The sequence below is a fragment of the Micromonospora radicis genome (genome assembly GCF_003583405.1).
Taxonomy (GTDB): Bacteria; Actinomycetota; Actinomycetes; order Mycobacteriales; family Micromonosporaceae; genus Micromonospora; species Micromonospora radicis.
Genome location: NZ_QXEC01000005.1, coordinates 213,490 through 238,452 on the forward strand (window position 1 = coordinate 213,490; position 24,963 = coordinate 238,452).

The 24,963-nt window shown below is 68.8% G+C and carries 27 protein-coding genes and 1 pseudogene; 20 read left to right on the forward strand and 8 right to left on the reverse strand.

Annotated features, from left to right (window positions below):
* Positions 1-92: 92 nt before the first annotated feature.
* From D2L64_RS08045 to D2L64_RS08055, 3 genes are read left to right on the forward strand one after another with little or no spacing between them, the layout of a single operon-like run.
* Complete coding sequence (locus D2L64_RS08045; protein WP_119574074.1) at positions 93-1,124, forward strand: zinc metalloprotease; 1,032 nt, start codon at positions 93-95, stop codon at positions 1,122-1,124.
* Positions 1,121-2,995: a hypothetical protein gene (locus tag D2L64_RS08050; protein ID WP_119574075.1), complete on the forward strand. Its 1,875-nt coding sequence runs from the start codon at positions 1,121-1,123 to the stop codon at positions 2,993-2,995. The genes D2L64_RS08045 and D2L64_RS08050 overlap by 4 nt, the downstream gene beginning before the upstream one ends.
* Entirely contained in the window at positions 2,992-3,306 is a 315-nt protein-coding gene (locus D2L64_RS08055) for a nuclear transport factor 2 family protein (RefSeq protein WP_119574076.1), read from the forward strand. The genes D2L64_RS08050 and D2L64_RS08055 overlap by 4 nt, the downstream gene beginning before the upstream one ends.
* 63 nt (positions 3,307-3,369) lie before the next feature.
* On the opposite strand, the gene D2L64_RS08060 is transcribed toward D2L64_RS08055, so the two are convergent.
* Positions 3,370-4,599, reverse strand: a complete 1,230-nt coding sequence (locus tag D2L64_RS08060; RefSeq protein WP_119574077.1) for a glycoside hydrolase family protein — start codon at positions 4,597-4,599, stop codon at positions 3,370-3,372.
* 177 nt (positions 4,600-4,776) lie between these two features.
* On the opposite strand from D2L64_RS08060, the gene D2L64_RS28245 reads away from it, so the two are divergent.
* The 9 genes from D2L64_RS28245 to D2L64_RS08095 all read left to right on the forward strand — a co-directional run bounded on the left by D2L64_RS28245 (position 4,777) and on the right by D2L64_RS08095 (position 10,146).
* Positions 4,777-4,899 (forward strand): hypothetical protein, encoded by a 123-nt coding sequence (locus D2L64_RS28245; protein ID WP_267898663.1) that lies wholly within the window; start codon positions 4,777-4,779, stop codon positions 4,897-4,899.
* A 407-nt stretch (positions 4,900-5,306) separates the two neighbouring features.
* A complete protein-coding gene (locus D2L64_RS08065; protein ID WP_199714463.1) occupies positions 5,307-5,444 on the forward strand; it encodes a hypothetical protein in 138 nt (45 codons plus the stop codon).
* 1 nt (position 5,445) lies between these two features.
* Positions 5,446-5,730 carry a hypothetical protein gene (locus D2L64_RS27230; protein WP_158603474.1) on the forward strand — a complete coding sequence of 95 codons (285 nt, stop codon included), beginning with the start codon at positions 5,446-5,448 and terminating at the stop codon, positions 5,728-5,730.
* The gene (locus D2L64_RS08070; RefSeq protein WP_158603475.1) at positions 5,667-6,212 is read left to right on the forward strand and encodes an ADP-dependent glucokinase/phosphofructokinase; all 546 of its coding nucleotides are present in this window, start codon (positions 5,667-5,669) and stop codon (positions 6,210-6,212) included. Before D2L64_RS27230 ends, D2L64_RS08070 begins: the two co-directional genes overlap by 64 nt.
* Before the next feature lie 48 nt (positions 6,213-6,260).
* Complete coding sequence (locus D2L64_RS08075) at positions 6,261-6,902, forward strand: TetR/AcrR family transcriptional regulator (RefSeq protein ID WP_119574079.1); 642 nt, start codon at positions 6,261-6,263, stop codon at positions 6,900-6,902.
* 26 nt (positions 6,903-6,928) lie between these two features.
* Entirely contained in the window at positions 6,929-7,672 is a 744-nt protein-coding gene (locus tag D2L64_RS08080) for an SDR family NAD(P)-dependent oxidoreductase (protein WP_199714464.1), read from the forward strand.
* On the forward strand, positions 7,669-8,547 hold the full coding sequence (locus D2L64_RS08085) for an ABC transporter ATP-binding protein (RefSeq protein WP_119574081.1): 879 nt from the start codon (positions 7,669-7,671) through the stop codon (positions 8,545-8,547). The genes D2L64_RS08080 and D2L64_RS08085 overlap by 4 nt, the downstream gene beginning before the upstream one ends.
* Before the next feature lie 15 nt (positions 8,548-8,562).
* Entirely contained in the window at positions 8,563-9,303 is a 741-nt protein-coding gene (locus D2L64_RS08090; protein ID WP_119574082.1) for an ABC transporter permease, read from the forward strand.
* 147 nt (positions 9,304-9,450) lie between these two features.
* Positions 9,451-10,146 carry an Ntn hydrolase family protein gene (locus D2L64_RS08095; RefSeq protein WP_119574083.1) on the forward strand — a complete coding sequence of 232 codons (696 nt, stop codon included), beginning with the start codon at positions 9,451-9,453 and terminating at the stop codon, positions 10,144-10,146.
* An 88-nt stretch (positions 10,147-10,234) separates the two neighbouring features.
* On the opposite strand, the gene D2L64_RS08100 is transcribed toward D2L64_RS08095, so the two are convergent.
* Positions 10,235-10,654: a MerR family transcriptional regulator gene (locus D2L64_RS08100; RefSeq protein WP_119574084.1), complete on the reverse strand. Its 420-nt coding sequence runs from the start codon at positions 10,652-10,654 to the stop codon at positions 10,235-10,237.
* A gap of 106 nt (positions 10,655-10,760) precedes the next feature.
* Between D2L64_RS08100 and D2L64_RS08105 the strand changes: the two genes are divergently transcribed.
* Positions 10,761-11,810 (forward strand): aldo/keto reductase, encoded by a 1,050-nt coding sequence (locus D2L64_RS08105; protein WP_119574085.1) that lies wholly within the window; start codon positions 10,761-10,763, stop codon positions 11,808-11,810.
* 30 nt (positions 11,811-11,840) lie between these two features.
* On the opposite strand, the gene D2L64_RS08110 is transcribed toward D2L64_RS08105, so the two are convergent.
* Positions 11,841-12,560 (reverse strand): VOC family protein, encoded by a 720-nt coding sequence (locus D2L64_RS08110; RefSeq protein ID WP_119574086.1) that lies wholly within the window; start codon positions 12,558-12,560, stop codon positions 11,841-11,843.
* Positions 12,561-12,794: 234 nt separating this feature from the next.
* Between D2L64_RS08110 and D2L64_RS08115 the strand changes: the two genes are divergently transcribed.
* Complete coding sequence (locus tag D2L64_RS08115; RefSeq protein ID WP_233558840.1) at positions 12,795-13,382, forward strand: GIY-YIG nuclease family protein; 588 nt, start codon at positions 12,795-12,797, stop codon at positions 13,380-13,382.
* Between the two features lie 482 nt (positions 13,383-13,864).
* Here the strand turns inward: D2L64_RS08115 and D2L64_RS08125 are convergent, their stop codons facing one another.
* On the reverse strand, positions 13,865-14,044 hold the full coding sequence (locus tag D2L64_RS08125; RefSeq protein WP_119574089.1) for a hypothetical protein: 180 nt from the start codon (positions 14,042-14,044) through the stop codon (positions 13,865-13,867).
* Positions 14,045-14,447: 403 nt separating this feature from the next.
* Here D2L64_RS08125 and D2L64_RS08135 point away from each other — a divergent pair, with 403 nt between their 5' ends.
* Together D2L64_RS08135 and D2L64_RS08140 are read left to right on the forward strand one after the other, a co-directional pair.
* Entirely contained in the window at positions 14,448-15,575 is a 1,128-nt protein-coding gene (locus D2L64_RS08135) for a helix-turn-helix domain-containing protein (protein WP_119574091.1), read from the forward strand.
* Entirely contained in the window at positions 15,572-16,153 is a 582-nt protein-coding gene (locus D2L64_RS08140) for an HD domain-containing protein (protein ID WP_119574092.1), read from the forward strand. The genes D2L64_RS08135 and D2L64_RS08140 overlap by 4 nt, the downstream gene beginning before the upstream one ends.
* Positions 16,154-16,268: 115 nt before the next feature.
* On the opposite strand, the pseudogene D2L64_RS28360 reads toward D2L64_RS08140, so the two are convergent.
* The 3 genes and pseudogenes from D2L64_RS28360 to D2L64_RS08155 all read right to left on the reverse strand — a co-directional run.
* Positions 16,269-16,535, reverse strand: a pseudogene (locus D2L64_RS28360) (hypothetical protein); the annotation flags it as partial.
* Positions 16,532-16,720, reverse strand: a complete 189-nt coding sequence (locus tag D2L64_RS08150) for a hypothetical protein (RefSeq protein ID WP_233558841.1) — start codon at positions 16,718-16,720, stop codon at positions 16,532-16,534. The pseudogene D2L64_RS28360 and the gene D2L64_RS08150, both read right to left, overlap by 4 nt.
* Before the next feature lie 151 nt (positions 16,721-16,871).
* A complete protein-coding gene (locus D2L64_RS08155; protein WP_119574139.1) occupies positions 16,872-18,083 on the reverse strand; it encodes a helix-turn-helix domain-containing protein in 1,212 nt (403 codons plus the stop codon).
* A gap of 833 nt (positions 18,084-18,916) precedes the next feature.
* On the opposite strand from D2L64_RS08155, the gene D2L64_RS27055 reads away from it, so the two are divergent.
* Positions 18,917-19,624, forward strand: a complete 708-nt coding sequence (locus D2L64_RS27055; protein ID WP_147376213.1) for a hypothetical protein — start codon at positions 18,917-18,919, stop codon at positions 19,622-19,624.
* Between the two features lie 24 nt (positions 19,625-19,648).
* Here the strand turns inward: D2L64_RS27055 and D2L64_RS27060 are convergent, their stop codons facing one another.
* Entirely contained in the window at positions 19,649-20,893 is a 1,245-nt protein-coding gene (locus D2L64_RS27060) for a toprim domain-containing protein (protein WP_147376214.1), read from the reverse strand.
* A gap of 1,113 nt (positions 20,894-22,006) precedes the next feature.
* Between D2L64_RS27060 and D2L64_RS08165 the strand changes: the two genes are divergently transcribed.
* From D2L64_RS08165 to D2L64_RS08175, 3 genes are read left to right on the forward strand one after another with little or no spacing between them, the layout of a single operon-like run.
* Entirely contained in the window at positions 22,007-23,551 is a 1,545-nt protein-coding gene (locus D2L64_RS08165) for a replication initiator (protein ID WP_119574095.1), read from the forward strand.
* The gene (locus D2L64_RS08170; protein ID WP_119574140.1) at positions 23,548-23,745 is read left to right on the forward strand and encodes an excisionase family DNA-binding protein; all 198 of its coding nucleotides are present in this window, start codon (positions 23,548-23,550) and stop codon (positions 23,743-23,745) included. The genes D2L64_RS08165 and D2L64_RS08170 overlap by 4 nt, the downstream gene beginning before the upstream one ends.
* A complete protein-coding gene (locus D2L64_RS08175) occupies positions 23,745-24,953 on the forward strand; it encodes a tyrosine-type recombinase/integrase (RefSeq protein WP_119574096.1) in 1,209 nt (402 codons plus the stop codon). The genes D2L64_RS08170 and D2L64_RS08175 overlap by 1 nt, the downstream gene beginning before the upstream one ends.
* The last annotated feature ends 10 nt before the right edge of the window (positions 24,954-24,963 follow it).

Below are 24,963 nucleotides of genomic sequence, written 5' to 3' on the forward strand. Positions count from 1 at the left end.
GGGCCGTCCGGCTGGCCATCGCTGTCCAACTTCGTCAACTGCCCGTCCAGCACGCGGACACTTTCGGTACCCATGGCGACAGGAGAAGACGGATGAACCACCCGGGACCTGACTTCGACCCGATTCTCGACGTCCTACCCGAAGACGTGGTCGCCACGATGGAGGTACGCGACCGCTGGTTTGCCGAGGTCGCCGTCCAGGCTCCCCAGGGGCGCGGCTACTTCCTCGGTGATCTGCTGCGCTGGCCGGCGGGCGCGGTCGTACGGGTCGCCTTCCTCGGCGGCGACACGGCCCTGCACCACGACATCGAGGACGCCACCCGGCAGATCACCGACGCCTGCAACCTGACCTTCGACTTCGGCCTGGACTCCGCCACCGGCCGCTACCGCACCTGGTCCACCTCGGACACCGACTACCGGGCCGACATCCGGGTCTCGTTCGACCAGCGCGGCTTCAACTCGCTGGTCGGTCGCGACGCGGTCAACGCCACCGTCGGCGCACCGGACCAGCCGATGGGCGGTCGCCCGTACCAACGTTCGCTCAACCTCAGCGGGTTTCCGCTGCAACGGCCCGCGGACTGGCGCCGTGTGGTCCGGCACGAGTTCCTGCACGCGGTCGCCTTCCGGCACGAGCACCAACACCCGCTCAGCGGCTGCGAACTCCAGTTCCGCTGGGAGGACGACCCGGGCTACCTGCCGACCACCGACGAAAGCGGCCGCTACCTGGCGGACTCCGAGGGGCGCCGCCCAGGGGTCTACACGATGCTGGCCGGTCACCCGAACCGCTGGGAACGCGCCCGGGTGGACACCAACCTACGTCCCAAGCCCGCCGCGGACGCCCTGCTCGGTCCCTTCGACCCGGCGTCCATCATGCTCTACAGCTTCCCGCCGGCCTACTACCGGACGAACCCGAACCCGTGCGCGGCCACCGGCAACCGCGAGGACCTCTCCGCCGGTGACATCGAGGCACTGCGACACGCGTACCCCTTCGACGTCGGCGCGGCCGAGGCGGAGAACGCGCGCCGCAGCGCCGTGTTGGAGGTCCTCTCCGCGGTCAAGGAACTTCCCGATGAGCTGCGGCAGGCGCTCGGCAACCTCACTCGCCACCCTGGCGGCGCGCCGTGACCGGTCCGCCATCCGCCCAGCCGGTACTGCCGACCTGGTCCGACCAGCTCGCCGACCGACTGTTCACGTCCCCGCCCAGGTGGGGCTGGCAGGCGGCCGACGAGCCGGCGGCGGCCGCCACGGTGGACCTGCCGCCGCCCCGGCCGGCCTGGGTCGAGCCGCCCCACCCGGACACCACCGCGCTGCGCCAGGCCCGGTCGCGGGCGGTGTCCCGGCTGGTTCGGCGGAGCGCCTTCGCCGTGGTCGCGGTGTTCGCGTTCAGCACCTACCAACTGGTGATCGAGGAGGGCGTCGACGCGTACGGCGACTCCGCCCGCGAGGTGTACGCCGTCGTGTTGCTCGTGGTCGCCGCGCTGCTCGGCATCGGGCTGCTCCGGGCCGCCGCCGCGATCGCCGCCACCAAGCGTGCCCTCGACGCGTTCGAACAGCCCTACCGGGTGTTCCGGGCAGAGGAACAGCGACGGCACCGGCGGGCCCTCGACGAATGGCAGGCGGCGGTCCACCGGCACCAGGCGGCGACGGTCGGCGCGAACCGGGGCCGCGCCGGCCCTCTCTGGTACCCGGTGCACCCGCTCGCCCAGCCCACCCGCGTGGACGTGCTCGGCGGGGATCCGCACCGGCACGGCTGGGCCGGCCTGCTGGTCACCCTCGGCACGTCGGTACTGGCCGCCGGAGACCGGATCACCGTGCTGGACCTCACCGGTCAGGACGTCGGCGGCGGGCTGCTGGCGGTCGCCCGCGCCCGCCGGCTGGCCGTCGACCGGCTCGACCTACCGGCCGACGCCGGTCGGGTCGACCTGCTCGCCGGCCTGTCCCCCGCCGACCTCGCCGACTGCCTCGGGTACGCGCTGACCGCCCGTCGGGAGCCCGGCGACCTGCGCCACGAGCGGGCCCTGGCCACCGAGGTGCTCCGGCGCGTCGCCGACTGCCTCACCGGCGAGGTCACCTTCGCGCGGCTGGCTGCCGGCGTACGGGTGCTGCGGCAGGTCACCCCGGGGCCCGGGCTCTCCCCCACGGAACTGGCCCGGCTCGCCGAGCAGGTCGGCGAACTGGGCCAGGACGAGTCCACCGGCAGGCAGCTACGGTTCCTCTCCCACCAGCTCGACACGCTCGGTCCGCTGACACCGGTCACCGGGCGGACACCGTGGTCGGCGTCGACGGTCTCGGTGGTCGCCACCACCGGCGGCCGGGACGACCGCGGGGAACGCCTCGACCACCTGCTCGTCCAACTCGTCCAGCGATCCCTGCCCGGCCTCGGCGGGTGCCTGGTGGTGGCGGGCGCCGACCACCTCGGCGTGGCCACCCTCGACCTGCTCTCCGGCCACGCCCGGGCCGCCGGCGTACGGCTGGTGTTGATGATCGACCATCCGCAGGGTGAACTGGAGAAGATCGCCGGAACCGGTGGTGCCGTCTGCCTGATGAAGATGTACAACCACCGCGACGCCGCCATGGCCGCCGACTTCGTCGGTCGTGGCCACCGGTTCGTCGTCAACCAGATCACTCGCCAGGTCGGCAGGACGTTCACCGACGGCGGTGGCGACAACCTCTCCGCCAGCACCAGCCACGGCTCCGGCGCGAAGCCCGGCTTCCTCGGCGGCCGGGGCGGCGTCCGCGACCTGTCCGAGTCGCGCGGGCACACCTGGACGGGCCTACGCACCTGGTCGCTGGCCGACAACCTGAGCACGTCCACGACGACCGGCCGGGTCTACGAGTTCATCGTGGAACCGCAACAGATCCTCGGTCTGCCGGAGACGGCCTTCATCCTGGTGGACAACTCCGCGCACGGACGACGGGTGGTGATGGCCGACGGCAATCCGGGCATCTGCCTGCTGGACCGGGTGTCCCCGACGCCCGAACCAGACCGGAGGTGACCGGTCGCCTCGGGTGGGCGCCACACCCTGGGCAGGTCGGCGGCCGCACCTACCCGTCCAAGGCCGACTTCCTCGCCGAGGGCGCGGCGCCGATCATGGACCGGTTGGCCACGACGCTCGTGACGACCATCCGGGACGTGTGGGCCGACGGCGACACCGTGATCGTCCGCTTCGACGGCGACGCGACGGCGATCGACGGCGTCGAGTACTGCTGGATCTGGCAGCTGCGGCATGAGCGCGTCGTACGCTGCTACGCCTTCCTGGACCTGATCGCCGTACGCGAACTCGTCGACCGCGTCGAACTGGCCTGACTGTTTGTTTGGTACGTACGTCGGCGGCCACCCCCTACCGGGACGGCCGCCGACGCGTGACGGCTACGAACGGCCCGCCGCCCGGTAGGCCGCGCCCGCCTCGGTGGCGGTGCCGTTCACGTGGTACAGCCCGTGCGGCGCGTGCTCACCGATGGCCGGCAGGGCGAACCATGCGTACCGCTCGACGTACGGGGTGGCCTCCAACGCGGCGGTCGCCTTGCCGATGAACGTGACGAGTTGCTGCGGCGTCGGGTGGCGGGGCCGGCCCTGGCTGAAGTCGATCAGGCCGAACTCGGTCACCCAGATCGGCAGCCGGTAACGCTCGTGGACCGCGCGCACGTACTGCATCAGGTGGTTCGCGGCCTCGTCGCCGAAGTCCGAGCCGTACCAGTGCAGGGCGATGAAGTCGACCCGCAGCCCGCGCTCGCGGGCACCGGCGAGGAACCGGTCGAGCCAGCCGCCCGGTACGTCGGCGCCGAAGGCGACGGCCGGGCTACCCAGCCGCATGCCGGTGCCCTGCAGTCGGGGCCACAGGTCCAGCGCGTGTTCGACCGACATGTTCGCCTGCTCCGGCAGGTCCGGCTCGTTGAAACCGAGCAGCGTACGGCCGGACCGCTGGGCGGTGGCCAGCTCGCCGTCGTTGACGAACCCGGCACCCCAGATCATCGGTACGAACTCGGCCGACGCCGGTACGTCGTCCGAGGTGGACCAGTCGTGGTACCAGGCCGCGCCCACGTCACGGATGCCCTCGGCCTCGTACGCGAACTCCCAGGTGGAGACGCCCTTCTTCGCCACCGGCGCGGCGACCGGCGGAGCGCCCGGCGGGGCCCAGGTCTGTGTGGCCGCGCCGGAGCAGCCGCGGATCTGCAACGGCGTCCCGGTGGCCGAGCCGCCCAACGTGTCCAGGCACTTGCCGGAGCCCGTGTTGACCAGCTTCCGGTTCTCGAGCTTCCAGTTCTGCGCGTCGGTGCCGTTGCACTCCCACAGCTGCACCCGGGTGCCGTCCTGGTGGGAGCCCCCGGCCACGTCGAGGCACTTGCCGAACGCGCGCAGCGCGCCCCGCTGCCCCACTCCGGCCCAGTTCTGCGCGTTGGTGCCGTTGCAGTCCCACAACCAGACGGTCGTGCCGTTCGCGGTGCCGGACCACTGCACGTCGACGCACTTGCCCGCCACGCCGAGGATCGGTGTGCTGGTGTCGGCCCTCGCCGCGGGTACGGCGGCCACGGCCGCCAGGCAGGTCAGGGCCGCGGCAGCACCCACGAGCCAGCTGCGGCTCACACTTCGTGCGGTCATGTCGGACGCTCCTCGATATCCACGCTGGTTGCGCGTACCACGAGGCCCACCCGCCCACGGTTCACCGTCCCGCCAAACCCACTCCGGTTGATCATGAAGTTGTTGTCACGACACGCCGGGCGGCACCGACAACAACTCCATGATCAACCGGGGTGGGGGTGGGGGTAGGGTCGGCCCGTGGACTACGGGGACTTCGGCTTCTTCGGTGGCATTGCCGCGCTGCTCTGCGGCGGCATCGGCTGCATAGTCCTCGTTGGTGCCGTCGGGCTGCTCACGGTGTGGTGGCGGGAGCAGTGGTAGCGCAACCGTCGACCTGCCCCGCAGCTGGCACGCTCGCCGGCTGCCGGGACCGCGCCGCCCGACGCTTCGCCCGCCACCCGACCAGGCCGTAGGCCAGCAGCGGATACGCGCCAAGCAGAAGGGCACTGCCGAGCGCGACGAGCACCCCCATGTCCCTCTCCCAGGCCGCCTGTTGGGCGACCACATCCGGCCAGGACGGTCGCAGTTGCAGGAGGACGGGACCGCAGCAGCAGACCACAGCTGCCGCTACCAGCATGAAACTGCCGGCGATCAGGGTGAGGCGGTTCCGGGACACATCACATGATCTCGTAAGCCGACCTCGGCCTGCGATGTGTTCACGAGGGCCGACGACGACCTCGGGCTCGAAGCGGCGAAGGCGACGACGACGAGCCGCCTACCACGCCAAGATGCGCGAGGTGCTCGGCAACGATCCGAAGACGCGCGAACCCAACGCTATCCAGCCCGCCTGCATCGACGCCATGAAGGTGGTCGCCGCCCAGAAGATCGAGCTGTTCGGCGCCGCCGGCAAGGGCTCCCTGTACTGACATGGCCGACGCGTCCCGTGTTCTCCTCGGCCTCGGCGGCTGCGTCGACTACGAGGTGAAGCTGACCTCCGGTGTCCTCGAACAGCTGGTCGCCGAGTACGGCATCGCCGCCGCGGAACTCACGTCGCCGGTCACGGTGACCAGCGAGCGGGACCTCGTGGTGTCGATCCTCGGCTACGTCGCTCGGGACGGAGGCGCGAGCACTTCGTCGCCGCCGCCCCGGTGCTGGAGACCTTCGCCGACTACTTCTCCAGCGGCGTCGAGGACACCCACTACCCCCACCTGATCGTGCAGTACGACCAGGGGCTCCGGATCCGCGCCGGTGACCTCGACGTCACCGCGCCCTTCCCGAACCGGTTGATCTACGTCAACGACCCGGACAACAGCGACCTGCGGCTCAGCGGCGACCTCGGCGACCGGCTCGGCACCGCGGACGTGCTCCTGATCTCCGGCTTCAACGCCATGCGGTCCGCGACCCAACTCGATCACCGCCTCACCGAACTCCGCGCTTATCTGCGGCGGCTGCCGACCGGGGCGGTGACCTACTTCGAGGACGCGGCGTACCACGAGCCTGCGTTCAGCCGCCAGGTCCGCGACACGCTGCTCGACGCGATCGACGTGTACGGGCTCAACGAGGACGAGTTGCAGTCGTACCTCGGGCACCCGCCGCTTCGCGAACGCCCACCTGGCGTCGCCGCACGGAAAGACCGAAGCCTGCGGTACGCCACCCTGCCGGTCCGTCCGGGGGCCCGGCCACTGGCGTCCTGATTCTGACCGCATTGGCGATCCACTGGCAGTGGTGATAAATTTTTGGCCATGGTGCCAGTTACTGAACACGACAGCCAGTCGCGCTCCTTCATCGAAGAGGCGCGACGGACCCAGATCGTGCACGCCGCCGTCGAGACCATCGCGGAGGTCGGTTACCACCGTGCGTCGATGGGCAGGATCGGCACCCGGGCGGGGATCAGCCGCGGACTGATCTCGTACCACTTCGCCGGGAAGGCCGAACTGATCGCCCAGGTCGTCACCACCGTCTACACCGATGCCGCAGCCTTCATGGCACCGATGATCGCCGCCGAGACCACGCCGGCGGGTCAGTTGCGCGCCTACCTCCGCTCGAACCTGGAGTACATGCGCGCCTACCCGGCCCGGATGATCGCGCTCGTCGAGATCCTCACCGGCGGTGGCCTGAGTGACCTGCCCGACACCGACCCAGCCGCATTCGACCGGCAGATGCTGCTGCCGTTGGAGCAACTGTTCACGGCGGGCCAGGAATCCGGCGAGTTCCGGGACTTCGACGTCACCGTCATGGCCCGGATCGTGCGCGGCGTGATCGACGCCGTGCCCACCGCGCTGTCCCGCGATCCCGGCCTCGACATCGACCGTTACCTGCGGGAGATCACCACCGCTGTCGACCACGCCACCCGGCCGGTCCCGTCCACCACGGAGGAGCCGTGAACCCCCTCGACGGCAAAGTCGCACTCGTGACCGGCGGAGCCAGCGGAATCGGTGCGGCCATCGCCCGCCGCTTCGCGTCCGGCGGCGCCCGCGTCGTCATCGCCGACGTCGATCCGGCCGGGGAGGCGGTCGCCCGAGAGGTCGCTGGCGCCTTCGTCCGCACCGACGTCGCCCGACCGGCCGACAACATCGCCGCCGTCCGCACCGCGACCAGGCACTTCGGCAGCCTCGACATCGCCGTGCTGAACGCCGGGATCGGTGAACAGGGCAGCTTCGTCGAGGACTTCCGGCCCGAGCACTACCGCGACCTGGTCTCGGTCAACCTCGACGGGGTGGTCTACGGGCTGCACGCCGCCCTGGCGGTCTTCACCGAGCAGGGTTCCGGCGCTGTCCTGGCCACCTCCAGCCTGGCCGGCTTGAGCGAGAGCCCGATGAACCCGCTCTACGCGGCCACCAAACACGCCGTGATCGGGCTGGTCCGCTCCGTCGCGCCGATCGTGGCCGACCGGGGCGTCACCGTCAACGCGGTGTGCCCCACCTTCATCGACACCCCGATCCTGGGGGAGGCGATCCCGTTCATCAGCGAGCTGGGGGTGGCGGTCCTGTCGCCCGAGCGCGTCGCCGAGGTCGCCGAACTGGTGCTGACCCGCGGTGGCACCGGACAGGCATGGCCGGTCGTGCCGCACGGTGAGCCGGTCCCCTTCGCCTTCCCCGACCTCCCGTCGATCATGTCCGACCCGCACCGACAGGTCCCGGAGGCCGCCGCATGACCGTCCTCGCCCGCGTACGCGACCTCACCCGCCGATACCACGACACGACCGCGTTGGACGGTGTGTCCCTGGATGTCCCGGCCGGGCAGGTACTCGGATTGCTGGGCCCCAACGGTGCCGGCAAGTCCACCCTGATCAACGTCATGACCGGCCTGCTGCGGCCCAGTGCCGGCAGTGTCGAACTGTGCGGCGGCGACCCGCGCAGCGAGTCCACCCGCCGCGTGATCGGCGTGACGCCGCAGGAGACCGGGCTTCCGGAGACCTGGCGGATCGCCGAACTGGTGGACTTCGTCGCGGCGCACTTCCCCGATCCGGTGGACCGGGCCGAACTCCTCGACCGCTTCGACCTCACCCCGCTGGCCGACCGGCAGGCCGGCGGCCTCTCCGGCGGACAACAGCGGCGGGTCGCGGTCGCGCTGGCCTTCGTCGGGCGGCCCCGGCTGGTGTTCCTCGACGAGCCCACCACCGGGCTCGACGTGGACGCCCGACGGACGCTGTGGGACGGCATCCGCTCCTTCCACGCCGACGGCGGAGCCGTCCTGCTGACCAGCCACTACATCGAGGAGGTGGAGGCACTGGCCGACCGGGTCGTGGTGATGGACCAGGGCCGCATCATCGCCGACGGCAGCGTCGCCGAGATCCGCGGCCAGGTCCGGCTCAAGCGGGTCACCCTGACCGACCCGATCCTGCCCCCGCTGAGCGGGGTCGCCTCGATCGAGCGAGACACCGACCGCACCCACCTGCTCACCAACGACGCCACCGCGTTGGTCCGGGAACTGGTGACCTCCGGTGCGTCCTTCACCGACATCGAGATCGAATCCGCATCGCTGGAGGACGCCTTCCTGGCGATCACCGGCGACCGGCGGACCACCTGACCGAAAGGCCGTTCCATGTCGTCCCTGACCATGACGTACACCCGGCGGAACCTCGCCGAGACCATCCGTACGCCCACGATGTTCCTGACCGTGGCGATGGTCCCGGTCGGAGTCATGGTGTTCTTCGTCGTACCGTTCATCGGACAGGATGCGGCGGCGATCACCTCGGCCACCGCGACCCTGGTGGTGTTCGGGGTGCTCATGGCCTGCATCGGCCACTTCAGCATCGCGATCGCGTCGCAACGGGAGTCGGTCTGGGGAAACTATCTGCGCACCCTGCCCGGCGGGATCGCACCGCAGATGTTCGGCTACCTGCTGGTCGGGCTGACGGTCGTCGCCGCGGCGATCATCCCGATCCTGCTGGTGGCCGGGCTGTTCACCGCCGCCTCGGCACCGCCGGCACGGGTGCTGCTGGCGGCGGGGGCGCTACTGATCGCGGTGGTGACCTTCACTCTGCTGGGGCTGGCGATGGGCTACCTGATGTCGATGCGGGCGGCGGTCATCGCCAACAGCGTCGGCTTCCTGCCGCTGGCGGTGGCCGGCGGGATGTTCTTCGACAAGGCGGACACCCCGGAGATCATCGAGCGGATCGCACCCTTCGTACCCACCCGGGGCGCGACCGACCTGGTGCTGGTCGCGCTCACCGGTGAGTCCGTCGGGCCGCTGTCACTGGTGATGCTCGCCGTGTGGATCACGATCCTCGCCGGACTCACCGTCTGGGGCCACCGCCGCGACCAGGTCCGCCGGTTCAACTGAAGCCCGCCCCGCGCGGAGACTCGATCAACCACGGCTGGAGAACCGGCTCCCGCTGAAGGGGAGCGGCAGAGGCACCTGTCGGGGTGTAGGCAGGCGGGGTGCGGGGTACCTCGCGAGCTACCCCGCACCCCTGCTCAGGAGGCCGCTATGACCGTCGTACTCGCCATCGTCTGCAGCGACGGGGTGGTGATCGGCGCGGACTCCCAGATCACCGAGAGCGGCCGCGGTCTGAGCTTCCCCGCCCAGAAGCTGCACCCGCTGGGCTCCTGCGCCGCGTGGGGCGGCAGCGGCGCCCGGGGAGTGCTCAACGACCTGCGCCCACTCCTCCAGGACTCGGCCACCGCGATCCTCGAAGCACCCGACATCGGTGACGAGTTGCAGGAGCGCGTCCTGCCCGTCTTCAAGAAGCACTACGAGAACTACATCCCGGACGTGCCCGGCGAGGAAGGTAGCGGCGGGGTGTCGGCGTACCTGCTCGCGGCCGGCTACAGCCAGGGCGGACCGTGGATCGTGGAGATCAACCCCAACGGGCTCATCGGCCGCTACGAGGACGTGGGCTTCCACGCCATCGGCTCCGGCGCGCCGATGGCCCAGCAGGCCGGCGCGCTGCTGTCCCACTTCCGGATGACCACGCGCACCGCCGAGTACGGCGTGGTGGGCGTGGTACGGGTGCTGGAGTCGCTGGAGCGGACCTCACCGTCGGTCGGCGGGCCGTTCAGCGTCGCGTGCATCCGCGAGGAGGGCGCCCACCACCTCGACGACAAGGAGATCGCCAAGGCGCTGAAGGACGCCAAGCGCTGGCGCGACCTCGAACAGGAAGCGCTCGATCGGCTGTTCGACTGACTCCGGCGGGTGAACGGCGACGACCGGCGGGTGGAGAGCCGAGAGCCATCTCCATCATGGCAGTGCCGGTCGCGGCCGGGCCGTGGGGTCACCGGCGGGCATCGGTACCGGTGGCGGACGAGACGGCGACCTGGTCCAGCGCGTCCTCGTACACCCCGACCTTGAAGTTGACCAGGTCCAGACACTTCCGAAGTTGGTCCATCTGGTCCAGCACCCGTTCTCGGTGCTTCCGCAGTAGCACCAGCCGTTCCGCCTCGGTGCCGTCGCCCGCGCGGACCAGTTCGGTGTAGCGCCGGATCGCCGGCAGCGGCATGCCGGATGCGCGCAGGATCATACAGAGGTTGAGCCAGTCCACATCGTTCTCGTGGTAGACGCGGCGCCCGCCGGAATCGCGCCGGACCGGGTTGGCCAGGATGCCCTCCCGCTCGTAGAACCGCAGCGTGTGCACGCTCAGCCCAGTGCGCTCGGCGACCTCGCCGATGCTCAGATCCGCGACGACTTCGGACATGGTGGCCAGCGTACGGGTTGACCTGGAGTCGACTCCAGCTCCTAGGGTGCTCGCACGCGTAGCCGGCGGGCCGACCGCCCGGCACGGACGACCACAAGGAGCACCCATGCGTTACCGCGTCCTCGGCCGTACCGGCATCGAGGCCAGCGTCCACTGCCTCGGCACCATGATGTTCGGCTTCGTGGGCAATCCCGACCACGACGACTGCGCGCGAATCATCCACGCCGCCCTCGACCAGGGGATCAACTTCGTGGACACCGCGGACTTGTACTCCGCCGGCGAGTCCGAGGAGATCGTCGGCAAGGCGCTGCGAGGCCGCCGGGACGACGTGGTGCTCGCCACCAAGGTGCACTTCCCGATGGGTGAGGGACGGAACCGGGGCGGCAACTCGCGGCGCTGGATCGTCCGGGAGGTCGAGGAGAGCCTGCGCCGGCTGAGCACCGACTGGATCGACCTCTACCAGGTGCACCGACCGGACCCCACCACCGACATCGAAGAAACCCTGTCGGTACTGACCGACCTGGTACGCCAGGGGAAGATTCGCGCCTTCGGCTGCTCGACCTTCCCGGCCGAGCAGATCGTCGAGGCGCACCACGTCGCGGAGCGGCGCGGCCTGCACCGGTTCCGCACCGAGCAGCCACCGTACTCGCTGCTCGCCCGAGGGATCGAGACCGACCTGCTGCCAGTCACCCAGCGATACGGCATGGGCGTGCTGACCTGGAGTCCGCTTGCCTCCGGATTCCTGACCGGCCGCTACCGCAAGGGGCAGCCGGTGGACCTGTCCACCGGCCGGGCCGCGCTCACCCCCGCCCGGTTCGACCCGGCGATCGAGGAGAACGCGCGCAAGCTGGACGTGGTGGAGCAACTCGTCGAGCTGGCGTCGGAGATCGGCTGCACGCTGCCGGAGCTGGCGCTGGCCTTCCCGGTAGCGCATCCCGGGGTCACCTCGGTAATCATCGGGCCGCGCACCATGGAGCAGCTCGACGCCGCGCTGAAGGGCGCCGCGCTGACCCTGGACGATGCCGTACTTGACCGGATCGACGAGATCGTCCCGCCGGGCACCAACCTGTACCGGGCCGACGGCGCCTGGCGTCCACCGGCGCTGACCGACCCGGCGCTGCGCCGTCGCCCGACTGCCGACCGCGCGGCAGCCTGATCACACAAAGTCACGCGTCCGTGTGGTGAGTCACCGCAGTGCTGCGGCGAGTTCGGCGGCGTTGTCGAACGCGGATGCCGCTCTTTCGGATTCGTCTTCCGTGAGCGTGACGGACTGGGCGCGGGCCAGCATCTCGGCCGCGGTCGTTGGATCGTGCAGCACCATCGCGAGTTCGGCGCGGTAGACCAGCACCTCTACCAGATCGACCGGGTCGTCGTCGGCCTGCGGCCGGGCCAACGCGCTGTCGAGGATCCGCACGGCCTGTCCGACGTTTCCCCTGGAATCGGCCTGCACGACAGCATTCTCCAGGGCCTTGGCCAGCCGCCCGGCAGGCGTGGTGGCCGACACGGGCGCGGTGGCGGCGTCCCGGAAGACACGGATCCAGTTGCCGCCCGGGTCGATGATGCTGAACCCGCCCAGCCCGTCGGCGTTCTTCCGCACCCTGGGCCGGGTCATCCGCGGCGTTCCGGACACCAGTACCTTGCCGTACGCGGCGCGCATGCCGGCCGTGAACGCCCGGTGCAGTCCCTCGATGTCCGCGGTGAGTACGAGACAGGAGCCGTAGGACTGCTCCGGGTCGAACCCGGCGATCTCGAAGAACTGTAGGCGTAGGTCTTCCCGCTGCACCCCCACACAGGCGTGGGGCTTGCGCTGCTTGTACGTGGTGCGGAAACCGAGAACTCCGTAGAAGGCTTCGATGTCGTCAATGGACGCGCACGGCAGCAGGGGAACGGTCACCTCGTTGGTCATGCCACCTTCCTAAACGCCGCAGCGCCCTCATCGCACATGGAAATAGCCGATCATCGCCTTCGGCCACCCGATCGGCTGATGACCTGAGTACGCGACGCCGCCCGCCGAGCCATCAACGGGCATTCCTGCCCGCCATACGGCTCGCCAAGATCAGGCGCCCGGATCTGCCGCGATTCGCGCGAGCATGGCTGCAGCCCCGGCCAGGATCCGCCGGGGACGCCTAGGATGATCTCGATGACCATTCCCGAAACCCGACCCGACGGTGCCCCCACCGACGGACCCCGGGTCGAAGAGGCCCTGCGACTGCTCTGCGGTACGCCGGTCGAAGTCGATGTCGCCGCCAAGCGGCTCAGCCGTGGCAGCGGTGTCTACGCCTGGTGGGCCGGTCCTTCGATCCTTCCCGACCTTCCCGGGCTACCGAATGACAACATCCCGTCGCTACGGCTGCTGTATCTCGGCCGGGCAACCAGCCTACGGGGCCGGATCCTGCGCAACCATCTGAGGCGTTCGGGCAGCTCGACACTGCGCCGCACCTTAGCCGGGCTTCTGGTGTCCGAGGGATACCGGACGACCTGGACCGATCGTGTCGTCCTGGTCCCTGAGGACGAGTCGCGGCTCACCGCGTGGATATCCGCGCACCTACGTTTGACGTGGGCGGAGGACGCGGAACCGGCGACCATCGAGGCCGAACTCGTCCGGCGTTTGCACCCGCCGCTCAACGTGCACGGCGTCGACCCCGAGCACCTCCAGGCGGCTGTGGTCGCCGCCAAGAACTCATACAACGCCAGCAGCCGACCGGACGAGCCCGCGCGAACGCCGTAACCGTCTGCCCGACACACCTGCCGGTGCGCGCTTACGGCCGAGCGGGCGCCCGAGGCGGTTCCCGCACCGCCAACCAGAGGCTCACATTCCCCCAGTTCAGGGACACTCGGGGGGCGACACCGGATTCGAACCGGCGACCTCTTCGGTGTGAACTCACGGCAGGCCGGTCGAATCGGATGTCGTACGAGGTCATCCGGCCTGGTGGCGCTCCTTCCGGTCGGGTGTGGCTGGCACGGTTGCTGTACTTCGCTGCGGTACTTCCGGCGGCTGTCTCATCCAGCCGATGAAACGGCGGTGCAGGGTGCCGGCGGGTGCCCAGGGCATGTCCTCGGCGGCCTGGACAAGGTACGCCCCGAGATAGAGCGCCAGCGACACCGGCGCGTCCACGTACTCCGCGCGCAACTCCCGCCGCCGCGTCGGACACGGCCACGGCAGGTCACAGCCACCACAACTCCAGATCGGCATCACCGGACCGTGACTGGTCACCGCACACCACCCAGAAACCGGACGACGCTCGCGCGAGCCTGCCGACTGGTCGCCCACTCCACCTGCCAACACGGGTACGGCACCAGCAGCGCCCACCACACCCGACAACCGACGCACCAACCGTCGAGCCCCCGGACGTGCACCGCCAGGATCGTCCGCTCCGCGCCGCTGGTCATTGCTCATCCTTTGTCGGCCAGTGCCCACGGTTGATCGGAATGCGATGCCGAGCACGACAGGGCAGGTCGGCCCCGCACCGGCACAGCCACCTCCATTTGCGCCACGACCATGCCGGTCGGTGTCGCCGTGCCAAGGTCATCGCTACGGCGATCAGGTACTGCTCGTAGGACACTCGTCGCCAAGGTGGCGTCCTGTCACGCATTGCTGGCCCCCTCCGCCGGGCAGCGCCCCATGGCCGACCCCCAGCCACGGGACCGGATCTAGAACGTTCGGTAACTGCGACGCTACGATCACAACGACGACGGTGGGACTCACCCGCAGTACGGGTGAGCAGCCCATATGTCGGCGCAGCGGTTGTTTCAGGGCGGAAACGTCGACCACCGGTCAACGTAGGGATGACGCATGGCAGGTCGCGGACGATCAGCACCACAGCGGGGCGAGGTGACCGGCTACCTGCTCAAGCTGATCCGGGAATCCATTCCGCTGACGCAGGAGCAACTCGCCGCAGACCTCAGTGTCGACCGTGTGACCGTGCAGAGCTGGGAGTCCGGGCGGCGGCCATTCACGGCGGTACCGCTCGGGCAGGCGATAGCCGTCCGGCACAGGCTCGGTCGGCTCGGAGCGAACGTGACCCTGCTCGCCGCACTCGACGACGCCGCCGAGGCAGACTTCATCCTCGCCGCAGTCCTCGACGCTCAGGTGGATCGGTGCGACATCGCCGAACAGCCGCTCGGCTGGTGCGTACTCACCCACCGTCTGACCGATCTGATCCTCTGGGCTGTTCTCGGGCAGACACCGACCTTCGCCAGAGGCATACCCGCCACCCAAGCCCGGCGAGGTCCGGTGGCGTCGGGGCCGGCCCTGCCCGCCGACGAGCGACGCGCGTTCTTCACCCGGCTTCACCTGCTCGCCGAACGGGCAGCCGCCGGACGTGACCCGAGCGTTCTGCTGCATCGACAAGCCTGCTTTCTCGCAGGCATGGACCCCACCAGGACAGCCGCAGGATGGCTCTCCCAGACCACCACCCGTACCCGCAGGGCGATCACGTTCCGAAGCTGGTCACCGCTGTGGCCTGACGCCCGCTCCGTAGTCACATCCCTTGCGAATCAGGGCGACCCGGAACCTTTACGAGACTTCCTCGCTCGCGCGCATCCGGATGACACCTGCGAACGAGCAGCCCTGAACTACTCGGCCTACTGGGTCGGCGAGATCCCGTACCGCCAGCACGACGACTCGTTCATGCCGGCTCCGCTCGCAGACTGGCACGGCTCGGTTCTCTTCCGGCACCTGGTCCAGCGCCTCGACCCCACGCACCCCTTCGTCGACCTCAACGTCCACAACCTCTGGGCTCTGCTGGCCGTACGCCGTGGCCTCACCCTCGGCAACCCTGCCGAAAGCCGCGCGCTCCTCAAACGCAGTATCCGGATCCTGGACAGCGACCACGTCTCTCCACAATCCCGTCAGGAACTAACCTCTATCGTCTACAGCCTGCGAGCAGACGGAGTCACCGGCACAGGGACGGGCAGATGAACGACGACCACGACGCCGCCGGAGCCATGCGCTTCATCTTCGAGGCCGGCGTACTCAAACGCGCCGCCCGCACCGGCTGGTGGTTCGCCGGCATCAAGCACCCCGAATCCATCGCCGACCACTCGTTCCGAACCGCGCTCATCGGGATGATGCTCGCCGCCATGGAAGGTGCCGACCCGGCCCGGGTATCAATGCTGTGCGTTCTGCACGACACTCAGGAAACCCGGATCACCGACATCCCGCACATCGCCAAGCGCTACCTCACCGCCGCGCCCAACACCACCGTCACCGCCGACCAGGTCGCCGCCTGCCCACCTGCCGTCGCTGACCTCATCAACGCCGCCGTCGCCGAATACGAAGCGGGCGAGACACCAGAGGCCATCGTCGCCCGCGACGCCGACAAACTGGAATGCCTCGTCCAAGCAGTCGAGTACCGCCACCAGGGCATCGACAACGTGCAACGCTGGATCGACAGCTCACGCTCAGCACTCAAAACCAGCAGCGCCCACCGCCTCGCCGACGCCGCCCTCGCCGGACAACCCCTCGCCTGGCTCACCCCTGTCCCACCACGGGCATAACCACCAGCACCAAGCACAGACCTATCACCGGGGGCGGATCACGCCAAGCAAGGTGACCCCTCGCTTGTAAGTTCTGGGCGCTCCATCCGGGCGCGTCCGCGCATGTCTCTGACGTCGGCTCAGCTGGCACGGTTGCTGTACTTCGCTGCTGTACTTCCGGCGGTTGCCGGGTCCAGCCGATGAAGCGGCGATGCAGGGTGCCGGCGGGTGCCCAGGGCATGTCCTCGGCGGCCTGGACAAGGTACGCCCCGAGATAGAGCGCCAGCGACACCGGCGCGTCCACGTACTCCGCGCGCAACTCCCGCCGCCGCGTCGGACACGGCCACGGCAGGTCACAGCCACCACAACTCCAGATCGGCATCACCGGGCCATGGGTGCTCACCGCTGATCCTCCGCCTGCGGCCAGTGCCCTCGGTTGATCGGTATCCGGTGCCGGGCCCGGCACGGCAGGTCAGCCCCGCAGTTGCAGATGCGCCGCCAGTGCTGCCAGGACCACACCGGCCGATGCCGCCGGGCGAAGGTCAACGCGGTGGCGGAGACGTATTCGTCGTACGAGACGCGCCGCACGTATCCTCCCTCGTCGCCCATGAGGGCGGCTTGGTCGCCCTCTGGCTGGGAGACACGGCGGCCGGGCGTGACTCGCACCGACCACCGCATCCCGTGAGCGGAAAGCTACGGTCGATGGCCGGGCGGGATGGGTAAGGTTCCTACCCCTGGTTCAGGAGACGAGTCCGACCTTCGTCGCCAGGTCACGGGCGGCATCCCGGGTGGAACGCGGACCGTCGAGCAGGTCCATGGTGATCTGACGGGCGTACCCGTTGAACCGGATCGTTTCCGGAGCCGACTCGTACGCCTGCCGCAGCGTCGCCACGGTCGCTTCCTTGTCGTCCTTGCCGTAGTACGCCCGCGCGACCTCGATCAGGTGGCGTGCCCGACGCGGCCTGGACGGAATCGCCGACGCATCATGACGACGGGCCTGCCGCACCGCTTCGCCCGACTGCTGCAACTCCACCGCCACCGTCACCGCATGAGCGCCCATGATGACCCGCGAGAACGACGTCTGCGCCTGGTAGAAGCCCTCCGGCAGGCGCTGCGCCACCTGGTCCGCGCGGTCCCAGTACCGCCAGGCACGACCTTCCTCACCAGCACGAGCAGACGTGTACGCGGCCTCGAAGTTCAGCGCCCCCCACAACGCCAACAGATTGGTGCTCCCGTCAGCCGCCCTCGGCTCCAACGCCGAGAGCACCTCCAGCGTCAGCCTCATCGCGGTGTCCCAGTCGCCGGACTCCCGATGCACCTGACACAGGAACCACCCCGCACGGGCGATCGCCTCCGGATCACCGGACTCCTGCGCCGCCACCATCGCCCGATCCGTCACCCGCCACAACAACTCGGCGGCAGGCTGGTAGGCGACGAACATCTGCGCCAGCCCGAGCGTCTCCGCCCACAGTGCCTGCGCCTCCCGCCGCTGGTCACCCTCGTACGCCAGCACGGCCCGCTGCCCGTCGCGCAGCAACCCCGGCAACAGCCCGCCCAGCACCGTACGGTGATCCGCCGCCTGATGACGCGCCCGCCACCCCGCCGCAAGCCGCTCCCGCAGACCGGACAACGACTCCGGCGGAGTGTCATTGGGAAGCGCGATGTGGTTCAGGGCGGCCCGGACCGTCAGCAGCGCCGGGTGCTCCGGCCCGTTGACCACAGCAGACCGATCGCCCAGCTCCGCTGCCAAGGCGGATACGTCGATCTTCAAGGCTCGCGCGATCCGATCCAGCATGTGAATGCGCGGCGGCAGGATTCGATCCGTCTCGACCGCCTTGACCCACTCGGCGCTGCGACCCACCAACCCACCCAGCACCGTCCGACTCTTCCCGGACCGCTCCCGATAGACCTTCAACCGTTGCCCGAACGTCAACTCCGGCAAGGAATCCACCCGGAACCCCCTCGCGTAGCGCAGGATGCAGCACCGACCCACTGGCCGCCACCACCGCCAACGCTACCGACGCAGCCCGACGCCCCATAACCCTCACACGCCAGCGACCAGTTCCACGCCCGAGTTGCACCCGGACCCCTCGCTTGTAAGTTCTGGGCGCTCTGTCCGGCGGCGTATGCGGACGTCTGCCACCTCGGGCGCTCGTCCGCGTGCCACCGTCGGTGACTGTCGTAATCCCGGCTCGTTGCTGTCGGCGCTGCTGTCACGAGCCCCGAACACACGGCTTAGGAAGGGTGTAGCGCTCGGCACCGTGCCTCACTGTCTGCCAGGGCAGACAACCACCTCACGCCGCCTCATCCCGAATCGTTCCGCGCCTTCTCCGGATCGTGCGGCAGTAGCCGGACTTGCTCGTTACCGCAGGGGCCTCGCCCCCTAGGCGAACCAGACGGGACCTTGACCTGCGCCCTGAAGTCGCTGCGCTGCCAGGACGGTACACCGCCGTCCTGGGGCGTCCGGCAACGGCCGACCCGGTCGTCACCCAGTTGGTCACTCAACCCGGCACCAGGCGTTGAGCGGCTGACTCATACGTGCTTCCGTCCGCAAGCTTGCTGTTCTACAGGCTGTACCGCTTGCCCTCACGCTCGGTACTGTCTCCTGGCATGGAAATCTTTCAACCGGGCGCTCGCAGTCCAATCGGGCAGAGTCCTGATACTCGGTCCAGTCTGCCGGGTGCAACCGTAGCTACCCCTGGCGACCGCCTTAGCCGCGCAAGCAATGACACGACTCGTTATCCTCGCGCTAGCGAGAGCGACTGGTGACTGTGGGGAGACCCGTTGATTTCGGAATCAATCTATTGGCGGCGAGATCTTTTTAATCTGGCGAAAGAGCTGCGGCGCAAGTCGTCCCAGCGTCTTTGGCAAGAGGCTTCGGTGGTTCGTCTAGAAAAGTCGCTGCTCATTGGCTGCTACGCCGTCAGACGACTACTTGATTCTGCAAAGCTCTCTAAGTCGTACCGGGATAAGCTGATACCTGCCGTCGAGTTGCCGGCGTTGGATGTCAACCTGTCTCGGTTTCGCTTTTCGCCGCCAATCGACTTGGACATCGCGGGCGAAATGTACGACTTCCATTCGGGCAAGCCAACCAACTTGAAGCTATCCTTCCTTATCAACCAATTTGTACACAGCTACACGCTGCTCTACATTGTACCGTGCGCGGAGGTGCCCCGAACGGTCGTGTTGGTAACGTCCGACAAAGAGAGACTCAAGCGCCTCCTGGCCTTCTGGCTTGAGGATATCGCGCAACTATTCGAACACGCGGCCATAAGCGATCAGAGCGATTTCATCAGGAAGTGGGACAAAGTTAAGAAGGAGCACACTTTCGATGGCAAGCTAGAGCCGAGCGATCGCCTAGCCGAGTGGGGATTCGCGACCCGGGAGGAAATCGACGACGCAATCAGCCGGTATGACAAGACGAGTAGCGTAGGCGACTTAAGCGAAGCCCTGCGAACCCTTCGTGAAGCCATGGAGAACTACTTCGATTAGTTCAGCCTCCGATCGCCTCAGCCCTCACCTTCGTCCCGCCACCTCACACACCTGATTTATGACGAAGTCTGCAAGTTCCCTAAGTCCCGTCCAATCGTCAGCCGGATTCGTTTTTCCGGATCGTGCACGCCTAAGCTTCTTATCGAATTGCGACTGAATTCGCGCCTTATCGATGACCGACCCCTGATATACACCCGCTCGACGGTTGTATCCAGTCCATTCCACGGGCGTGAAGCCGTCTTGATGGGCGAGACAGTCAATGCCGAGAAAGTGCTCTATCGAGAGGGCCCGTCCATTGATATCCGCGCAAGCCGATCCAGTGGGCCCTATCGTTGGATAGGAGCGACCTAGACTCAAGTCAGGGTACACGGCGTATCCGATGTGCGGCGGCAGTTGGTCCTTGCCGAGGAGGTCAATTGCCTCCACTCCGGCGGCATCGTTGTCAAATAGCCCGACAATAGTGTTCGGGATCTCCAACTGGGCAAGCGTTCGAAGTGTTCTGCGCAGACCTCCCGCACCCCCCTCAGCGCCTTGGGTAAAGTCGGCAATAGAGAGGCAATCCACATAGTCGGGACGCTGAGTCTCGAAGGCAGCCCGAATCACTTTGCAATCGAATGATCCTTCAACCAACACGATCGGTTTCGTATTCTTCCATGCCAGCGCGCCGCGATAACGGTCGAGAGAAAGCGAAAGGGGGAAATGGTCCTCCTGCCACTCGACTTCACTTGGAGTCAGATCGAATAACGCTTGCTGGGATATGCGGACAAAAATTCGCTCGTCGGGCCGGAAGATGCGCAGCGCGGTTCTGATGACCGTCGACTCTCGCGGGTATGACTCATACTCATCTATCCAGTATTCCGCTAGGTCGCCTGCTAGTTGGACGGACTTCTCGGACCACTCGGGCCACTGGAACTGATCGCCTACGTTGATGAGCCTCCGGAGGTACGCGGCGGATTTCTTCCTGCCTCTGCCTGCCGAATCGGCTTCCGGGTCGCGCCAGTCGAAGGGATCAGTGCGCTCCAGGTCACGGACCCATTCGCTACCATGTTCAATAAAATCAGCCACGAGGCTCCGCTCCGTGAACCCAAGCATGTCCATTCTCTTGAGGATCGTGGACTGCGTAAGGGGTACGGTCTGGTGCTCGGTTGGCCACATGTCATTTGATTGCCAGGCTTGTGAAAAGATCAGCAGCAACGAAACGACGTCATTCACGGCCAGGTCGATTCCGTCTTCGCGGTCAGCGCTGCGTAGGCTTGCGATCGGACTCACGTTCCGCCTCCACTTCGAATAGTCGAGTATTGCCGACATGAGGACCAGCCTCAACGCCCTTGGCATCCCGTCTGCCGTCGACCCGCACTCCTGTGGAGCGGGCCGCCGCCCGGCCCGCCACGTCAAGACGGCCTTGACGGCTCGTACGGACGCTGGCGGGTCGGGCGGTGGTCTGCTCGGCTCGCCCGGGTCGACGGTGGGCGGGATGGCTCCCCACCGCCACCACCCACGGACCGCAAGCCGCCGACGGACCCCCGGCCATCCTGGAGCCGGAGCGCCCCCGCCGGAGGCGCAGTAACCGCAACCCCGCCACCCAGCCAGCAGCCGCCGACGGACCCGGCGTCCGCTGCCCCTACGCCGCGCGGTGCTCGCCGCGCGGCCCGGCCGGCTGCCGGCCCCACCACCCCACCGGGCAACGGCCTGTCGTCATCCGGCGGCCCACCGGGCTACCCGCCCTCCGCGCCAGCCGCCGGGCGTGTTGCGTGGCCGGAGTCGGAGCGCCAGCGGAGCGACGGACGCGCGCCCAGGCGGCGGCGCGTGCGGCCCGTTCAGGGCCGCCTTGATAGACGTACAGAAAGTTCTCCCACCCCGGCCGGTAGCCGGTCCGGACCAGTTCGGCAGTGAGGTTCACGGCGGGTTGACGAGTCGGTACCCGGTGCTAGTCTGGCGGTCGTCGAGCACGCCAGTGCGGCCTTCGTGCCGGATCGCTGGGCTCGACTTCGGAGATGCTGAGCGGCCTTCCTGCCGCTGATGCGGGCCAGATCCCGCCGGTTCTCGATCACCTTGGCCGCGATGTCGGCCCGGAATCCGCTGAGTGGCCAAGCACGGCCTTCCCGCCGTCACGATGGCCCGGATTTGCATCCCTCGACGGGTGGGGCTCGCCTGCGGCAACCCGCCGGATGCCGACCTCCAGGCACCCCACCCGTCCCGGCCTCACCCAGCACGGCAACCGGAACGACCACACCTCAACGGCGGTCAGCCACATCCGCCCTCCGGCGTCAGCCGCCCTCCAAGGCGGTGCCAGGAGACACCACGAACACCACCGACGGACAGCGTTCCGGCGACCGGTGGCGTTTCGTCGCCCGTCCCTGCCACCCGTCCTGAGGAGAGATCGTGTCCACCCTGCACCGTCCCGGCGTCGCCGCCGGTCGTACCGCCCAGGCCCTGCACCGGGCCGCCACCCCCGACTACTTCGGCTGGTTGGAGCACACCCGGACCGCCGGGGGTTGTGCCCGTCCTGTCCGGCTGACCGGCACCATGACCGCCGTCGACCGGGACACCGGTCGGGTCCTGGGCGAGCAGCACACCGACGCGCTGCCCGATCGGGTGCTCTACAAGGCGTGCGGCAACCGGCGTGCCGCTCAGTGTCCGGACTGCTCCTGGGTCTACGCCGGTGACGCCTTCCAGGTCGTCCGCTGTGGCCTGACCGGCGGCAAGACCGTCCCCGCCTCGGTGTCCCGGCATCCGGTCGTCTTCGCCACGTTCACCGCGCCGTCGTTCGGCCCGGTCCACCACCGGCACGTACCCCTGCACACCTGTGCCGACCGGCGGCGCTGTGACTGCCGACCGGCCCCCTGCCACGCCCGCCGTGATGCTGGCACCTGCCCGCACGGGCGGCCCGGGGCCTGCTTCGCCCGTCACGACGGTGCCGATCCGCAGCTCGGTCGGCCGCTCTGCCTGGACTGCTACGACCACGATCACCAGGTCGTCTGGAACGTCTTCGCCGGTGAGCTGTGGCGACGCACCAAGCAGGCCGTCGAGCGGCACCTTGCCGCCCTCTGCCACCGACGCGGCATCCCGAGCGTCGAGGTCGTCACCGACTCCGGCCGGGTTCGGCGGGTGCCGCCGGTGCGGGTGTCGCACGGGAAGGTCGCCGAGATGCAGCGCCGGGGCGCGGTGCACTTCCACGTCCTGCTGCGCCTCGACGGGGTCGACCCCGGTGACCGGCACGCCCTGGTCCCGCCGCCGGTCGGGATCACCGTGGACGACCTCGACGCCGCCGTGCACGCCGCCGCCCGGCAGATCGTCTTCGCCACCCCGCCGCATCCCGACCGGCCACAGGGTTGGTCGATCGCCTGGGGCGAGCAGGTCGACGTGCGCCGCATCGGCACCGGCGACGGGGACGTGACCGACGCCAGGGTGGCCGCCTACCTGGCCAAGTACGCCACCAAGGCCACCGAGGTCACCGGCCACTGCTCCACCCGGCTCACGCCGGGCACCGTCGACGCCTACGCCGATCCGGAGGGCGACCACCTGGCCCGGCTCATCGACGCCTGCTGGCGACTCGGCCGCCCCACCCGGCACCGCACCAGCGACACCGCCGCCCAGCCCGACGACCGTCAAGGCGACCTTGACACCACACCCGATGTCTACGCCGGGCTGCGACGGTGGGCGCACATGCTCGGCTACGGCGGGCACTTCCTCACCAAGGCCCGCCGGTACTCGGTCACCTTCGGGCTGCTCCGCGACACCCGCGCCACCTACCGCCGCGCCGATGACAGCTCTGTCACCGTCGGCACCCTGGCCTTCGTCGGCTCCGGGTGGCTCACCGACGGGGACGCGCTGCTCGCCAACACCGCCGCCGCCCAACACCGGGAACGCCGCCGCGTCGGCCGGGAGGAACTCGCCCACGAGCTGTGGTCGGGGGTGGCGGCGTGACCCGACCCCTCACCCCACGGTGGTACTCCCCCGCCGAGGTCGCCGTCCTGCTCGGCTTCGGCATCTCCAAGGTCAAGATGAAGATCGCCACCGGCGAACTGCGCTCCATCAAGGACGGCAAGTACCGCCGCATCCTGCCCGAGTGGGTCGACGACTACATCCGTGACCAGATCGAACGGCAGGAGGCCGCCTGATGCCCGCCCGCGGCGAAGGCTCGATCTTCCCCTACCGCAACGGCTTCGCCGCGTACGTCTGGGTCACCAAGCCCGACGGGAAACGCACCCGCAAGTACGTCTACGGCAAGACCCGGGACGCCGTGCACGACAAGTGGATCAAACTGCACCAGCAGGCCAAGGCCGGACCGGTGGCGACAAATGTGCCGACCGTGGGTAGCTTCCTCACCTACTGGCTGACCGAGATCGTCGAGCCGAACCGGGCACCCCTGACCTACGCCACCTACGAGACATTCGTCCGCCGCTACATCGCCCCCGGCCTCGGGGCCAAGCGGCTTGATCGGCTTCAGGCGCGGGACGTTCAGACCTGGATCAACCAAGTGGCCCGCACCTGCCAGTGCTGCGCCCAGGGTAAGGACACCGCACGCCGGAAGGACAAGCGGCGCTGCTGTGCGGTCGGCCGCTGCTGCCAAGCCGTCCCCTCGACGCGGACAGTCAGCGACATCCGAGCCGCCCTGCGGGCCGCTCTCACCCACGCCCAAGCCGAAGACCTCATCACGAAGAACCCGGCCGTGCCGGTCACCCTCGCCACCGTCCGCCGCCGTCGGGGCAAGTCCTGGTCGAGCGACGAGGCCCGCCGGTTCCTGGAGTCCGCCCGCGCCGACGAGGACTCCCTCTACGCCGCCTACGCCTTGGTCCTCGTCACCGGTCTTCGGAAGGGCGAGGCCCTGGGACTGACGTGGGAGGACGTCGACCTCGACGCCGGAGAGCTGACCATCGGCCGCCAGCTTCAACGCGTACGCGGCCAGCTCCTGCACCGCGACACCAAGACCCAGGCGTCCGACGCCACCCTCCCCCTGCCCGACATCTGCCTGACCGCCCTCCGACTGCGCAGACACCAACGCGACGAGGCACGCGCGACGGCCGGTAAGGCGTGGCACGACAACGACCTGGTCTTCACCACCCGCTACGGCACGCCCATCGAGCCGCGCAACTTCCAGCGCTCCTGGCAGACCCGCTGCGACAGGGCGGCAACGAAGCCGATCACCGTGCACGACGCGCGGCGGACCTGCGCCACCCTCCTGGCCGATCTCGACGTGCACCCGCGAGTCGCCATGCAGATCCTCCGGCACGCCCGCTTCTCCGTGACGATGGCGATCTACACGCAGGTGTCCTCGCAGGCGACGCGGGACGCTCTCAAGCGCCTTGGCGAATCCCTGACGCGATGACGAACTGCTG